This is a genomic window from Flavobacterium psychrolimnae (assembly GCF_003312425.1).
Taxonomy (GTDB): Bacteria; Bacteroidota; Bacteroidia; order Flavobacteriales; family Flavobacteriaceae; genus Flavobacterium; species Flavobacterium psychrolimnae.
In genome coordinates, this window is record NZ_QNUX01000003.1 from 46,615 (window position 1) to 62,401 (window position 15,787).

Annotated in this window: 9 protein-coding genes; all 9 read right to left on the reverse strand. The window is 35.3% G+C overall.

The features are described 5' to 3' along the window. Window positions 1–16: 16 nt before the first annotated feature. The 9 genes from DR980_RS04160 to DR980_RS04200 all read right to left on the reverse strand — a co-directional run bounded on the left by DR980_RS04160 (window position 17) and on the right by DR980_RS04200 (window position 15,716). Window positions 17–604, reverse strand: a complete 588-nt coding sequence (locus DR980_RS04160; RefSeq protein WP_113634006.1) for a cytochrome c oxidase subunit 3 — start codon at window positions 602–604, stop codon at window positions 17–19. Window positions 605–606: 2 nt separating this feature from the next. After that, window positions 607–1,509 carry a heme o synthase gene (gene cyoE / locus DR980_RS04165; protein ID WP_113634007.1) on the reverse strand — a complete coding sequence of 301 codons (903 nt, stop codon included), beginning with the start codon at window positions 1,507–1,509 and terminating at the stop codon, window positions 607–609. 105 nt (window positions 1,510–1,614) lie between these two features. Beyond that, window positions 1,615–3,738, reverse strand: a complete 2,124-nt coding sequence (locus DR980_RS04170; protein ID WP_113634213.1) for a gliding motility protein RemB — start codon at window positions 3,736–3,738, stop codon at window positions 1,615–1,617. A 19-nt stretch (window positions 3,739–3,757) separates the two neighbouring features. Continuing rightward, on the reverse strand, window positions 3,758–4,501 hold the full coding sequence (gene deoC / locus DR980_RS04175) for a deoxyribose-phosphate aldolase (protein WP_113634008.1): 744 nt from the start codon (window positions 4,499–4,501) through the stop codon (window positions 3,758–3,760). Window positions 4,502–4,740: 239 nt separating this feature from the next. Then, complete coding sequence (locus DR980_RS04180; RefSeq protein WP_113634009.1) at window positions 4,741–5,118, reverse strand: VanZ family protein; 378 nt, start codon at window positions 5,116–5,118, stop codon at window positions 4,741–4,743. Further along, window positions 5,111–5,491, reverse strand: a complete 381-nt coding sequence (gcvH, locus tag DR980_RS04185; protein WP_113634010.1) for a glycine cleavage system protein GcvH — start codon at window positions 5,489–5,491, stop codon at window positions 5,111–5,113. Before gcvH ends, DR980_RS04180 begins: the two co-directional genes overlap by 8 nt. Window positions 5,492–5,585: 94 nt before the next feature. Beyond that, the gene (gene sov, locus DR980_RS04190) at window positions 5,586–12,731 is read right to left on the reverse strand and encodes a T9SS outer membrane translocon Sov/SprA (RefSeq protein ID WP_113634011.1); all 7,146 of its coding nucleotides are present in this window, start codon (window positions 12,729–12,731) and stop codon (window positions 5,586–5,588) included. A 25-nt stretch (window positions 12,732–12,756) separates the two neighbouring features. Beyond that, on the reverse strand, window positions 12,757–13,338 hold the full coding sequence (gene ruvA, locus DR980_RS04195; RefSeq protein ID WP_113634012.1) for a Holliday junction branch migration protein RuvA: 582 nt from the start codon (window positions 13,336–13,338) through the stop codon (window positions 12,757–12,759). 89 nt (window positions 13,339–13,427) lie between these two features. Then, window positions 13,428–15,716 carry an NADP-dependent malic enzyme gene (locus DR980_RS04200; protein WP_113634013.1) on the reverse strand — a complete coding sequence of 763 codons (2,289 nt, stop codon included), beginning with the start codon at window positions 15,714–15,716 and terminating at the stop codon, window positions 13,428–13,430. Between the last annotated feature and the right edge of the window lie 71 nt (window positions 15,717–15,787).

A 15,787-nucleotide genomic window follows, 5' to 3' on the forward strand; every position in this document is an offset into this window, starting at 1 on the left:
AATTTACGTTTTTTTCTTATTTAAAGAAATATAAAAACAAAAACAAATAAACCCACAATAAGTCAAGAAAGTGCCAGTACATTGCACCAAGTTCAATTCCAAGGGTTTGAGATGAATTGTATTTTTGTTTAAAATGATTATAAATTATAATTAGTAGTGAAATCACGCCACCAGCAAGGTGAATCAAGTGCACAACCGTAACTACGTATAAAAAAGTAGTGGTTATTGAGCTTCCGCTTCCGGTGAAATAATAACCGTTTTCCACTATTTGACCAAATCCTACGAACTGTAAAATTACAAACAATATTCCGAGAACTAAGGTGCTCAAAAGAAAAATTGTTGTTTTACTTTGATCGTTTTTTTGAATTGACTTTTTTGCCAAATGAAACGTTACACTGCATGCTATAATCGCTAAAGTACTATAGTAAAATGCCGGTGGTAATTGAAAATCTTTCAACCAGTCGGCTCTGGATTTACTTACCACAAAAGCACTCGTAAGTCCTGCGAACATCATGGTCATACTCACCATTGCAAACAACAAAATCAATTTGTATGATCTTGCGGTTCTCGATTTTTGTTCGGCTGCTGTCATTGTCATCTCCATAACTATCTTAAAAATTTATCAAATATATAAACTAACTGTAATAATGTAATATAAGAAACACTTACTAACATTAAGGTACGGGCAGCTTTTGCTGTTCTCAACTTATACAATCGTACGGCGTAAAATAACATCCATAGTCCCAACAAAAATACAACAACCGCTGCAATAGGCGTCATATATAAACTACCAGTATAACCCAAAACAGGTAAAAGCGAGGCTAAAATCAACCAAACCGTGTATAAAATAATCTGCAAGGCTGTACCTTTATCTTTTTTACCTGTAGGCAACATGAAGAAACCTGCTTTTTCATAATCTTCATACAAGAACCATCCAATAGCCCAAAAATGTGGAAATTGCCAAAAAAACTGAATTAAAAATAAAGTTCCTGCTTCAATTCCAAATTCGCCTGTAGCCGCAACCCAACCCAACATAAACGGAATTGCTCCCGGAAAAGCTCCAACAAAAACTGACAACGAAGTCATTGTTTTCAAAGGAGTGTAAACACTTGTATACAAAAATATTGAAATAGCACCAAACATTGCCGTTTTAGGATTGATCGTGTACAACAAAGCAATTCCAACAATTGTCAAAAGACTTGCAATAATCAAAGCCGTAGGTTGCGACATCCTGCCAGCCGGCACGGGACGGTTTTTAGTTCTATCCATCAAAGCATCCAAGTCTTTTTCAATCACCTGATTAAAAGCATTTGATGCTCCAACCATGCAATATCCACCTACAGCTAACTTTAATAAAACCATCCAATCTAATGAATGCAAATCATAAATTCCAAGCATAAACCCAGCAATCGACGAAAAAACAACACTAATTGCTAAACGTGCTTTGGTGATCTCGCGGAAATCAATGTAAACAGATTTTAATGAAAAGGGACTTTGTGTTGCGTTCAATGCTAAAGATTATTTGCTTTGTGAAAACTTTTGCAAAAATAGGCTATCAAAAGGGATTTGACAAAAAACAATTCATAAAAAGATTATTAATCAGTAAAATAAAGATTAATAATCAAAATACCAATTAAAGATATCCGCTCTTAATCCTAAAGTTAACCAATTTGTGCTCTGATTGAAAGTAGTTGCCGTATTTTTTGTTGGGTCAAAACTCCTGTAAATATAACTTCCAAAGAGTTTTAGATTCGTTGCCGGATTCACTAAATAGCCTCCTTGAAAATCAGCAATAAAAACAGCGGTTTTGTTTCCCTGACCCACTTTTACACCACTATCAAACGGTCTGTTTTCATCGTAATCTTTATAAATATTTCCACCGTAATTAAAATTATCTTCGGTAGTATCAAAATCCAACCCCCGAGTTCCCATAGTAATTTTTGCATCAGCAAAATACCTCCCTTTATGATATCGGGCAATAGCAATTAATTCTTTAAAATTCCCACCCCATTGATGTCCTATACTTTGATTATTATGCCCGTAATTAGTAATTGGCATGCTATGCGAATAAACATAAGGACGTACATGATTGTATTCCAATTGCAACAATAAATTATCAATTTTGAAAGCATTGTAATATTTCGCACCCAGTTGGTATCCGTATTTATTCTTCCAGCTATTATCCCCTTCTTTGATGTCACCAAGAGAAAATTCATCCAAGATAAACTGTCCGTAAAAGTTAATTTGATTGCTCCATTTGTATTTGTAGGTCAACCCTAGAATTGCATTTCCGCTTCTGGCCGAAGATGCAAATTCAACCGAACGATAAAATATAATAGGATTCACAAAGCTCACATCGAATCCTCTATCATTAGTATTAGTCCAAATCACGGATTCAAAAAAACCAAGATTTAATTTATTCGAAACATTCCAACTCAAATAATGGTTTGCTATAAACTTAGTCGCATACGTACGTTCTAAAGTGACCTCTGGACGAACATCTTTGAGCCACATGTAGGTATTAGTATATTTTATTTTCCAAAAATTAGTGTTCAATTTAAAATAAGGATACGGGCTGGCACCATCACTTTCTAATAAAGATCGGTATCCATCGCCAATAAAATTTCTACCGTAACCCAACTGTAAATCGATATGTTTGCTTGGCGTAAAAGTCAAATTGGCTTCCGCCGAAGGAAAATCATACGCATCGGTTTTGAAATCTTTTGCAATACCAATTCCAGGAATAATTGCCGGATTTCCTCCAGCTGGCCTAATAGATTCCGCATAATTATTGAAATAATCTGCAAAACGTCCTTGACTTTCAAAAACAGTAGTAGTAAAATTCAACGTTTTACCCAATCCACCGCGAAAATTGATTCCACGCGTATTTATATAAGTATACGACACATCACTTTTTGAAGCTTTCCCAACTTGTAAATCAAGAATAGGATTCAGTGTAAACCAGTAATCCTCGCCCTGAATTTCAACCATGTTTTCATTCCACAACTTTCTTGCCCACCAACTGGAAGCAGTTTTTTTAAGCTTTTCATTCACTGCTTTCAAGTCATAATATTTAAACACTTCTGCATAGGTATATGGTTTTGAAGCGGTATGATTGTTACTTCCCATTTGGTTTAACGAAGCATCAAATTGCGCATAATAACTATGTGAAAACGGTATATTCAAATGACTTTCAAACTCCGGGCTATTAAATTTTTTGTAAACAATACTATCCAGTTCGGTTAATTTTTTGGTGTTGTTTGGGACAATATCGGCTTGCGCCAAAGTTGTGGCAGCAACTTCTTCCCTACTTTTTAAAGGAATCGAAATCGTCATGGTAAACTTAGCATACGTTGGTTTTCCATTGTATGTCGAGGGCTGAATTTTTGGGAATTTACCAAAAACTCTTTTTGTTTCTTCAATCAATTTTTCCTCCGTAGCATCCACATAAATTACTTTGAAAAGACCGTTGCTATCAACTTCAAAAAGCACTTTTACATTTCCTTGAAAATTACTTAATGTCAAATTCTCCGGAATTTCAAAATTCGCAAATACAAAATCCTGTACCTGATTATAAAAACAGGTTTCTAAAGCATTCGATTGTAAGTTGACGCAATCCGAAAAAACTGGAAAACGCTCCGCTGAGTTGCCGGACTGTACCGTAACGCTTTTGATTTCTTGAGCAGAAATAGTAAAGGAATTTAATAATAAAAATAATCCCAACAACCTTTTGTTCATGCTTATTTTCTTTTTGGATTTAATATTCATTATTTGAATTTTGACCATTAGCTATCATTTTTGCACCGGAAGTTCCTATTCTTTTCACCCCTAATTCAATCATCGCTACAGCTTCCCCATAAGTTCTAACTCCACCAGCAGCTTTTACCGGAAGCGGCGAGGCATTTTCAAGCATCATCATTATAGAAGGAATAGTGGCGCCATTAGGTAAATTATTTTCGGTTTTATAAAATCCCGTAGACGATTTTACAAAAACCTTTGGAAACAGCTCTTGTTCAAAATTAGAAACAATTACATTTTTTATCAAACTTGACAATTGGATAATTTCTTTTTCGGTGAGTGCAGCTACTTCAATAATCCATTTTACAACTTTATTATGAGCCAGACCTAATTGGGTACATTTTAAGATTTCTTCTTTAACCAAATCTATTTCTCCATTTTTAAAAGCTTGGTAATTGCATACAAAATCTAAATCATCCGCACCATCTTTTATCGCATGAAGTGCCTCTTGAAGTTTATCTTCTAGTAAAGATGTTCCTTCGGGAAAATCAATTACAGTTCCTATTTGTACTAACGAATTCGCTTCCGAAATCATCTTTTTAGCCAAAGAAACCATTTCTGGACGAATCATTATAAGTTTAAAATGCTCCTCGATAGCTTCCTGAATAAATCCCTGAGCCACAAGGATATTTTTTTCTTCACTGATTCCCGCTTGCTCTGCAGTTTTTAAATAGGTGGAATCTAAATATTGCTTGATATTCATAGCATTTCTGATTTCTTGATGATAACGAATTCGAACTCACAAAAATACATTTTATCTGCACATAAGTTTCATATTAGATTCTTCTATTTGTATTTTTTTTAAACTCAAAACTACTATTTCTTGGCATTTTTAAAATAGAGCTCCCTAAACAACTTCCTGAACAGATAATTTCTGACTTTTACGGAAACCTATAAAACAAAAAAATCCCACCGAAGTGGGACTCAATTTATTTTTGAAATTTATCTGAGCTTTGTATTTAAACCAAATAAAAGAACCATTACCACTGTTAAAGTTGCTCCAGACAGATTTGCTAAAACATCAAACACCTCTGCATGACGGGTTTTTGTAAATAATTCCTGAGCTATTTCGATTCCTATTCCAAAAAAAACAGAAAAAAGAAACGAAGCAATCAAAGGCAGGAAACTATTCGGATTATTTGCACGGCTTTTTAAAAACAAGAAACAAAAGAATGTAAGCACAAAATGAAAAAAAGCATGTACCAACTTATCTAAATTGGAAACAGTTCCCATTGGAACATTATTCAATTGTACCAAACAGAAAAAAGCAATTGTTCCTGCCCACAGCAAAGCAGCCCAAAAATAGAGCTGTTTACGCACCTATTAATTCTTTGTATGATTCGCTTGAAAGCAATCCATCAACTTCAGCCATATTAGCTATTTTCACCTTGATCATCCATCCAGCTCCATAAGGATCTGCATTTACACTTTCCGGAGTATTCTCTAAAGCGTCATTGAAAGCAATGATTTCTCCTGCTATAGGAAGAAACAAATCTGAAACCGTTTTAACCGCTTCAACTGTTCCAAAAACCTCATCTTTTTCTAATGTTTGATCTAAAGTTTCTACCTCAACATAAACGATATCTCCTAATTCTTTTTGAGCAAAATCAGTGATTCCTACTGTTGCGATATCGCCCTCAATACTAATCCATTCGTGATCTTTTGTGTACTTTAAATTTGCTGGTATGTTCATCTAAATTGTTATTGATAATTATTAATTGATAATTGAAATTTTCTGTGACAAATGTAACAATCTTCTATTCAAATCTGCTTTAGATTTTGAAAAATTAATTTCCAAAATTATAACGAAGCGTAAATCCGGAACGAATATTCGTCAACGGAAAAGAAGTCGAAATTACCGCTTTCGAAAAAGCATGATCGTAATAAAAAATGGCCGTCAGGTTTTTGCTGAAAGCATAATCCGCCGTTAATTTTATGGACCAAATATTTTGCCCGCCTGCCAATTGATTGTTATCATAATCTAAATAACGTACAATGGTCTGATTGTTTCTATACGATAAATCCCCTTTCAAATTGATGTCGCTTTTTATAATCCCAGTTGGATTATCAGCCAATCTTGAAGAGAAAATCACATCTTTAAATCGGTACCCTAATCCTACTACATATTCAATTCCTTTTACCTCGGTCAATAAATTATTATCAAAACTCATTGATAAAGCTCTGTCTTTTTTAATTTCAGTCAGTACTTTTAAAGAACTTTTCAATTCAAAATCCATTCTTAAAAGCGGACTGAATTGCTCCACCAAGTTGATATTAGACATAATCGTCTGGTTGAAAAAATTACCGCTTGCATCAACCCCATTTGGTTCATTATCATATTCAAAATTCGATCTGAATGCATTTATAGTGTACGAAGCGCGATAATTGTGTTGCAAAGAGAAGCGTTTGAAATTCTTCTTGAACATTTCATAACGCATCAATCCATTATATTTTATAGCCCAGTTTGGTATTGGAAAACTTCTGAAAATTCCGAGTGAAACATTTGACGCATCACCTCCGGAATAAGCTGCTAAAAAGGCCGGTAACAACACCGCTTGATTATTTTTTCCATATCCTAACGGAAATCCTTCAGCATCGATATTGACAGGATTATTGATATCAATTCCTCTTTCTGTGGCTAAACGGTTTGCTACCGTTAGTCGATTCATTCTGAAATCATCAAAAGCCTCTGATGAAATTTCATTACTGGTAGAAAATGATGTTTTTATTAAAACAGCTGATATGGAGAAAATTCCGGTGCTATATGGTGATCTCGGATTGTAAATACCATCAGTTACATCGTATTGTTCCGACGAATTTTCAGAAAAAGCCCTATCTAAAGTCAAATCAATCTTTAAATCTGGGAACAAATCTACATTGGCTGTAGCCTTAAATAATTTATTAGTTACTTGAGCGAAATTTTGGTTAAAGTCTGGATAATTAGTCAACCAACCATTTTTAGCAGCTTCATAACGAACATCATCTTGACTTCCAAAAATGAATCCTAATGAAGGTCTTGAAGATCCCAGGAATCCAACACCCGGCGTATAACCCGGTAAAATTGTACCGCTGTTGTGGGTATAATTCATTTGAATATTCTTTACACTGGTCAAAACTCCAATTAAACCATCAACAAATGCATTGTTTTTTGGAATTTGATTCGCATTAGTATTCACTATTTTTTCACCCGGTTTTGGCGCTGCCGCTTTAGGTTTTGGTATTGTTTTGTTCGTGTTTTTTGTCACTCCCAAATATTTATACAACATTTCCATATTGAATGTAGCGTTCAAATTATTGGAACTCGCATTCTGGATTGTATTTCCTAAATTATAATCTTGACCGTCAATTTGAATTTGTGACAACGCATTAGAAGTTCGCTGCCAGCTATAGTCTCCTGTATAGGAATAATTTGCTTTAACGAAACTGAATAATGGTATTTTATTAATCGGTATTTCGTAATTCACAACTAATTGTTGCATGTGCTGGTTAGGATCCCCAATATCCCAATAACTATCCCAAATAGTAAAACTGTCAATAGGCTCATTATCTTCATTCAAATAGTTTTTTACGATATTGCTTGAAGAAGCTGTATAATTTAATTTCAATGATTTTGTCAGATTATAATTGAATCCGTATTGATAATTAAAAGCAAAGTTTCTACGGTACAATGGGTCAATCCCAATTCCTTCTACTTCCACTTGTCTAAATTGCTGACGATTATACTGTCTGTTTATATTGGTATTAAAAGAAATATTAGCAGGCAAATAATTAAAATTGAAATCGCTTAGGAGTTTCCAATAATTACTTTTTTTCAAGAATTTGGTCTTCTTGAAAGGCTCTACAGACTTAGGCTGAAAACTGTACGCATAATCAACAGATGAATTTGCCTGCTGATCTACATAGTCCTCGATTTCAAAATCATGTCGTTCTACTTCGTTAAAAGACTGAGAAAACGTAAAGTTTTCCGGATCATAAACACGCTGCTTTTGCTCCGGCTGGCGTTCTTTTCTCACTCCGATAAAATTGATACTTTTACGTTTTGTATAATCAACCGCTCTGCTGGTAATATTGTCTTTTTTATTTTGGTCAGCAGTATTATCAAGCAACTGTTTTAATTTGATATCTTGATTGAAAGGATCGTATTCCGGAGTTATTGTTTCCTCACCAATAGCGTAATTGAACGGCAAATTGACACCCCATTTTTGAGGCAATAATTTTCCAAGATTTAAATTGGTCACAATACTATATTGCTCGGTATCTTCTCGACTTCTTTCATTTGGGCCTTGTTCCAGTGCTCCAAAACCGATAGTACTTTTTCTTCCCGAAGCTGAAATCGTGGCGAAATCAGCTAAATTTGAATCCACATTCAACACCGCAGCCATTCCGCCTTGGTTGTCCATATCTGCCAAACGAAGTTCATTAAACCAAACCTCTCCTTTTATATCGTTACGAAGATCACTGTTTTTCACACCTACCATAAGCGTACGCACTAATCCAAAATTAGGATTTCCTTTAATCCCTAACTTCAATGAACTGCTGCCATCACCGTCTGGTTTGCTTGGATCTGAATCTGGATAATAAATTCCGTCCAATGGCAGCGTGGTTGGATCAACACCCATCGCTAAAATCTTCAATTTAGTCAGTAATGCCAAAGACAAATCAATTTCATTCTCTTCTGGCCAAACCGCTTCTGCACTCAATGGACCGCAATCAGCATTTGAAGCAGACGAAGCAACAGTTACTTTTAAAGGAATCTCAACTTGATAGAAATTTTGGGTGAAATCATTTCCAAAACGAATAAATCCAATCATTTGATTGTCTTGAAGTGCAATTTCGCCAGTCAAAGATTCTGCGTGCAAAAACATTTTCAATTTCTTAAATTGACGCATATCAATACTCACATTTTTAAAAACAGCTCTGGAATCTTCCGGCTCTAATCCGTCGCCGGAAACTCTTAATGCCAACGATTGCTCATTTTGATTAATTACCGTATTATTATTGAATAATTGCTCTCTTTGTACACCAGGCGGAGTAATATAATTTACCGGACATCTTTCATCATTTTCCTGAACGTTGACAGCCAAAACATCTAAATTAGTATTATCATCTAGAATATTTGTATCATTAAAATCAAGCGTATTAGTATACCTTCTCCATTCGCCACGCACTAAATCCAAGGCTCCAAAACGCATCGTAACTTCCTCATTAAAACCCGTCATGAACATTCTCATAAAACGTATGGATCTGAAATCAGAAATGTTTCCAATCGTGTTTTCAGGTTGAGAAACTGGAATTTTAAATTGCAACCATCTGGCTTCGGTAGTTGATCCATCTGGCAGCGTCACTTGTGTATTTCTGATGTCGGTGATATAATTTTGTCCGACATTCATTCCTGGTTGCACATCAATACTGTATTCATAATACGCATTGATAGTGTTCATCGTATTGTCTCTGTTTATATCCTCTACATCGGGAAACGTAGACGAACCTCTATTAGGATCCGTAATATCCACCGCTGAGTTACCATCGGTACCATTATAATTTTTATACCGTTCCAAAATCCCTCCATCTGTGTTCAGATAAAAAGTGTAATCATCTGCTGCTGGATCCAGTTCCGATGCGAAATTCGTATACACAGATCCTTCATTGTCATTGGACAAACCATCCAGACCAATATCTTGATTCTTTCTATTATCAGCATTAGTATCAAAAGCATAAATCAAGGATTGAGAAGCAGGAACATCTCCCCACAACGGACGAGGATTTACCAATATCTGGTCTGGTCCAAGTCCATTTTCATATTGCTTTCTCCCGTCTTTCAAAACATCTTCTGAAATTTCCCCTAAATTGAAATAGATTTTTCCTGTGTTTGATTGCGGAGACTGACCATTTCCAACATAAGGATCCAACACCCAAAACTGAATATACTCTACATTTCCTTGCTCGAAATTTGTGGAATTCAGCGATCGCATAATTCCACCAAAGTTTTCAGCCGGGTTTAATGCTCCATTTGGATTATTATTATACGGTCCGCGATCGGATGGATAATAACTTAAATCCAATGTATTTACAACTTGTGATTGTCCTTGCGCAATATCCGTCAAAGGATACAATTCCTCGCTGAAAATTCTTCTGGTTTTATTGAACGACAAATCTTCATTTGAAATTCCGGCCGGTTTTTGTGTATAAAAAACAGGATCAATAGAATACCACGCTAATTTGGCTCTTTTGAATCCATAACTCAAATCATTGGCACTTGCATTAAAATCATACGTACTTGTTGCGTTACGTTCCGGAGTGGATGCTAAACTCCAAGAATATGGTGAACGCATATCAATGGTAGATTGAGAACCCTCAAAATCATCTACATAAATAGTGGATTCTCCCTGAAACTGATCAGCTTTCGGCGAATCCGGTTTCAAAAATGCAATTTCACCTCGTACAGAAAGATTAGAAGGTACATCAGTATCAATATTTGGTAATTTATTGACCAATCGCGTCAAGAAAGGAACTTCGGTAGAGAAGTTAGTATTGAATCCAAAAATAGTATTGTTAACGGATTCTTGTCCAAAGCTTGATTTTTGTGTAAAAGGTCTTTCGGACATTTTTAAGAATGTACCACCAACTATGAAGTTATCAGAAATTTTATGTTCTACATTTAACCCCATGAATCTTCTGGTTTGCTGACCAAAAACCGAGTTGTTTTCGAGCGAAACTTCTATTGGGGTATTAGAGGCTTGTAAGGATGGATCCAAAATTTGAACTCGGCCTAACTGATAATTCACGCTATAATCAATCCCTTCTACTAAAACTCTTCCCGCTGCAGTAACAACTACTGAACCTTGCGGAACATTGAATGCGCCAATAGGAATCCCGTCACTACCTGTTGATTTATATTTCCCTCTTAATAAAAATTTATTTTTTTCACTGTCCTGCAAAGCGCCCGATTGTGTATTTCGATACATGCTGCGAAACACATATTTCTTCTGATTTTCATTATAAGAACTAACGACATTATAATTTTCGGCAGAACCTGTATTAGATAATTTAGAAAACAACAATTCTCCAAAAGGCTCTTTGGTGGTAAAAATTATTCTTCCATTTTGAGCATCGATTGTTAATCCTGGCATAAAATCAAAAAAACCATCACCGCCAGTTTGTGGGTCATTGTTATAGTTTAATTTATCTAAGTTGAAAACTTTCAATAAAGGCGTTTCAGCAACTTTATTTTCGGGAGTTGGATTTGGCGGAAAAGGACTTCCCGGAACTTCCGTAATATAATTTAATGGCGAAGGATCTGTGTAAAGTATATTGAATCTAAAATCTTCTTGTTTCAATTGATAACCACCTTGAATCTGATAGATGTTTTTCATCATCAGGTTCCAAACCGGATTTTTAACATTGGTCAAATTGCTTTTCAGCATTTTTAATACCAAACTTTGCGAAATAATGGCTTGATTGGACGGACTGTTTCCTGTAACCACAGTTGCATCTACGCCATCGTTACCAAATTCTCCAACTTGGTACACTTGATCACCAATCGTATATTGGTACGCAACTGCTAAAACCTCATCATTTGCCAATCGTTGTTGCAATGAAATATATCCTAATTGCGGATTGAACGTATATTCATTTGGATTCAGTTTTCTGGCATTTTCCAGTTTCGAATAATCCTGACCTTCGCTTACCGTTGTATTAAAACCGGAATTTGAAGTCACTATTTCCCGAATATTAGCGTTCAGCAAACCTGTTCCCATAAGTATTTGAGCGGGATCATAATCATTATTGGAGTTGTCAGTAGGAGAATCGAAAGGATTGTTGAAAATCCCTGTTGAAGGTTCTAAAACAACCACTTCATTATCAGGAATACCGGATAATTGGCCTTCTCCCAAATCCTGAATCGCAATAATATTTCTTAGGTTATTATTGGTTGTAGTTACTCGGTTTTGCTTGTTTGTAACCCAGATTTCGATTCTGGAAATTTGGACTCTACTATCAATAAATGGATAATTTGCGAGTGATTTATCGTAGCGATTTCTGAAATATTGAGATAAGAAGAAGTGTCGGTCACTATCATAATCCAAAGCAAACATTTCGAAATCCTCAATTGTTCCTCCGCCCTGCGCAATCAGACTTTTAGTTTGGGATTTTTGTTCCGAAAAAACTCCTGTAATTGTTGTTTTTCCAAATTGCAGTTGGGTTTTCACACCAAATAAACTCTGCGCACCCCGAATCAAAGAACTGTTCAACGGCATGCTTACATTACCCACTTCTATTTTTTGAATGATATCATCCTCAGTAGGAGCGTAATCTAATTTGATTAAATTTTGAAAAGCAAATGTAGACTGTGTATCATAATTGGCATTCACATTGAGTCGCGTTCCCACTTTCCCCATCAAACTCATGCTAATTCTTTGATCAAAATCGAAAGAAAGATTAGATCGGTTTCTTGGCGAAAAAGATGGATTATCTTGTTTCGTGTACCGCATTCCCAAATCCATTTCAATAGAACCGGTAGGCTTCACATCAATTGTATTACTACCGAAAATGGATTCAAACAGTCCTGATTTTATGTAATATCTAGGCAACAAATCTCTTTTCGCGAGTTCGCTTCCTTCTTTTTTACCGTCAATTGCGTCTACTTTTTGCTTAAAATAATCACGCATAGATTCTTTCAAAACAAGACTTTCGTATTCTTTTGGCGTTAAAATAATAGGATAATTAATCGAAAATCCATCGACGGAATTAGTATAAACGTACCGATCAGTAACGGGATCATACGTGTAAGCAGAAAGAATACTCTGAGGGTTTTTTAGTTGAAGTTTTCCTATAGAAAATCCAGTTTTAACGGTATCCTGAGCCTCCTGTTTCACTTGGGCCTGCGACACAAAACCACAAAATAAAACAAGCAAAAAAATACAAATTTTATGCATACAACTCGTGTTTCTTGAATACCTTTTAAAGGTTTTTTAAAGCTTTTTTGATAATTGTTTCCACAGAAGCATCCGGATCTTCTTTAACAATTTTTTCTATAATTTTTTCAGAAGTTTTTCGTACAAATCCTAAAACTTCCAAAGCTGATAACGCTTCATCTCGATTTGTATTGCTTTGCGACATAGAAACTTCGTCTAAATCATACAATTTTAATACTTTTTCTTTCAAATCCAGTATTACTCTTTGTGCTGTTTTACTTCCTATACCTTTAATGGACTGAATTGTAACTACATCCGCAGATGCTATGGCATTGGTAATTTGTTTTGGATCTAATGAAGAAAGCATCGTCCGAGCTATACTAGCTCCTATTCCAGAAACGGACAATAAGAGTCTGAAAATCTCTCTTTCTGACTTTTCCATAAAACCAAAAAGTGTATGCGCATCCTCCTTTATCTGAAGATGCGTATACACTTTTATGAAATCTGTACTTGGAAGTAAAGAATACGTATGTAAAGAAATATTAACATGGTAGCCAACGCCTCCACAATCAATAATTATTTGTGTTGGTGATTTTTCTACTAGTTTACCTTGTAAATGTGCTATCATGAAGTCTTAATATATTTCCAAATATAACAAAATTAGCATACGGTTAAATTAAATTTAAAATTTTAACTATGCTTCTCGTCTACAGACTATTAAACTTGTTTTACTTTTTTCATTTCTTTTTCTTGAGCATCAATCACAGCAATTGCCGCCATATTGACCATTTCCTCAACGCTGGCACCTAATTGAAATATGTGAACTGGTTTTCCCATTCCTAACATGATAGGTCCTATAGAATCCACCTTATTTAATTCTTTCAACAGTTTATAGGTAATATTCGCTGATTCCAGATTTGGAAAAATCAACGTGTTTACTTTTTTACCGGCTAGTTTAGAAAAAGGGAACTTAGCTTTCAACATTTCTGGATTCAAGGCGAAATCCGCTTGGATTTCTCCATCAATAATCATATCAGGATGATTTTTATGCAAATAAGAAACTGCTTCTCTTACTTTGTTTGCGCTTTCGCTTGTTGAAGATCCAAAATTAGAAAATGAGATCATTGCTATAACCGGTTCTACCCCAAACATTTTGGCCGTTTTAGCCGTCATGATTGCAATTTTAGCTAAATCGTCAGCGGATGGATTAATATTTATAGCGGTATCCGATAAAAACATTGGCCCACGAGCCGTCATCATCATATTAGTAGTAGCTACAATAGAAGCTCCCGGCGCTTTGTCAATAAGCTGTAACATTGGTTTAACCACTGAAGGATAACTTCTGGAATGCCCTGTTACCAATGCATCTGCTTCTCCCTCATTGACCATCATTGCTGCAAAATAGTTTCTTTCACGCATTAATTTCTGAGCATCCAAAAACGAAATACCACGTCTTTGTCTTGATGACCAGTATGTATTGGCAAACTTATTTCTTCTGGCTTCTTCCTCGTCAATTTTAGGATCTATAATTTGAACATCGGCATCAAAACCAATTTCCTCTTTTAATTCTAAAATAATTTCTTTGTTCCCTAATAAAATTGGAAAACCGATACCTTCTTCCCATACAATTTGAGCTGCTTTAAGAACATCTAAATGATCTGCTTCAGCAAAAACTATTCTTTTTGGATCCATTTTTGCTCTGTTTGCAATCAGACGAACCATTTTATTATCATTCCCTAAGCGGTCTAATAATTCTTCTTCGTATTTTTTCCAATCAGTAATCGGATTTAATGCTACTCCAGAATCCATTGCCGCTTTGGCCACAGCAGGCGCAACAATCGTTATTAATCTTGGATCAAATGGTTTTGGGATAATGTACTCTCTTCCAAAATTTAATTTTGTAGCTCCATAAGCAACATTCACTTGTTCTGGAACTGACTCTTTAGTCAATAAAGCCAAAGCTTTAACTGCGGCCATTTTCATGGCTTCGTTAATTTTGGTAGCACGAACATCTAATGCTCCTCTAAAAATATAAGGAAATCCAAGAACGTTATTCACCTGATTAGGAAAATCAGAACGTCCTGTTGCCATAATTACATCTTTACGAGTTGCAATTGCCAAATTATAATCAATTTCCGGATCAGGATTTGCCATTGCAAAAACGATAGGATTATCAGCCATTCCAAGCAGCATTTGTGGAGACATAATTCCTCCGGTGGAAAGACCTAAAAAGATATCCGCACCAACTAATGCTTCTTCTAAATTCATAGAAGGTATATCTTTTGCATACTTTAACTGTAATTCTGATAATTTCGGATTGTCTTTTGTTAATAATCCTTTGCTATTGAACATGAAAATATTTTCAATTTTCACTCCTAACAAAACATATAAATCGGCACAAGCCAAAGCAGCAGAACCTGCTCCCGAAACGACCATTTTTACATCTTCTGCTTTTTTATCCGCTAATTCTAAAGCATTCAACAATGCTGCAGATGATATGATAGCTGTTCCATGCTGATCATCGTGCATCACAGGAATATTTAACTCTTCGACTAATCTTCTTTCAATTTCAAAAGATTCCGGTGCTTTAATATCCTCCAAGTTTATACCGCCAAAAGTTGGTGCTATATTTTTAACTGTCTGGATGAATTCTTCAATATCTTTAGTTCCAATTTCGATGTCAAACACATCAATATCAGCAAAAATTTTAAACAATAATCCTTTACCTTCCATTACTGGTTTTGATGCTTCCGGACCTATATCACCCAATCCTAAAACTGCAGTTCCATTAGTGATTACAGCAACTAAATTTCCTTTAGCGGTATATTTATAAACGTTGTTTACGTCTTTTGCAATTTCTAAACACGGCTCAGCTACACCAGGAGAATACGCCAAAGACAAATCTCTTTGTGTTGCATATTTCTTAGTGGGAACTACTTGAATTTTACCAGGAGTTGGCTTTGCGTGGTATAATAATGCTTCTCTTCTTTTGCTATTCTTTTCCATTGTTTTTAGATTTTATTCTAGCTTACAAAGATAGGGGTCTAGATTTAAAAAAAGAGGACTTTTCCCCCATT

What these genes read in the sequence shown, in the direction of transcription:
- DR980_RS04160 (WP_113634006.1), bottom strand. Translation starts at nt 604, where the DNA reads ATGGAGATGACAATGACAGCAGCCGAACAAAAATCGAGAACCGCAAGA.
- DR980_RS04170 (WP_113634213.1), bottom strand. Translation starts at nt 3,738, where the DNA reads ATGAACAAAAGGTTGTTGGGATTATTTTTATTATTAAATTCCTTTACT.
- deoC (WP_113634008.1), bottom strand. Translation starts at nt 4,501, where the DNA reads ATGAATATCAAGCAATATTTAGATTCCACCTATTTAAAAACTGCAGAG.
- gcvH (WP_113634010.1), bottom strand. Translation starts at nt 5,491, where the DNA reads ATGAACATACCAGCAAATTTAAAGTACACAAAAGATCACGAATGGATT.
- sov (WP_113634011.1), bottom strand. Translation starts at nt 12,731, where the DNA reads ATGCATAAAATTTGTATTTTTTTGCTTGTTTTATTTTGTGGTTTTGTG.
- ruvA (WP_113634012.1), bottom strand. Translation starts at nt 13,338, where the DNA reads ATGATAGCACATTTACAAGGTAAACTAGTAGAAAAATCACCAACACAA.
- DR980_RS04200 (WP_113634013.1), bottom strand. Translation starts at nt 15,716, where the DNA reads ATGGAAAAGAATAGCAAAAGAAGAGAAGCATTATTATACCACGCAAAG.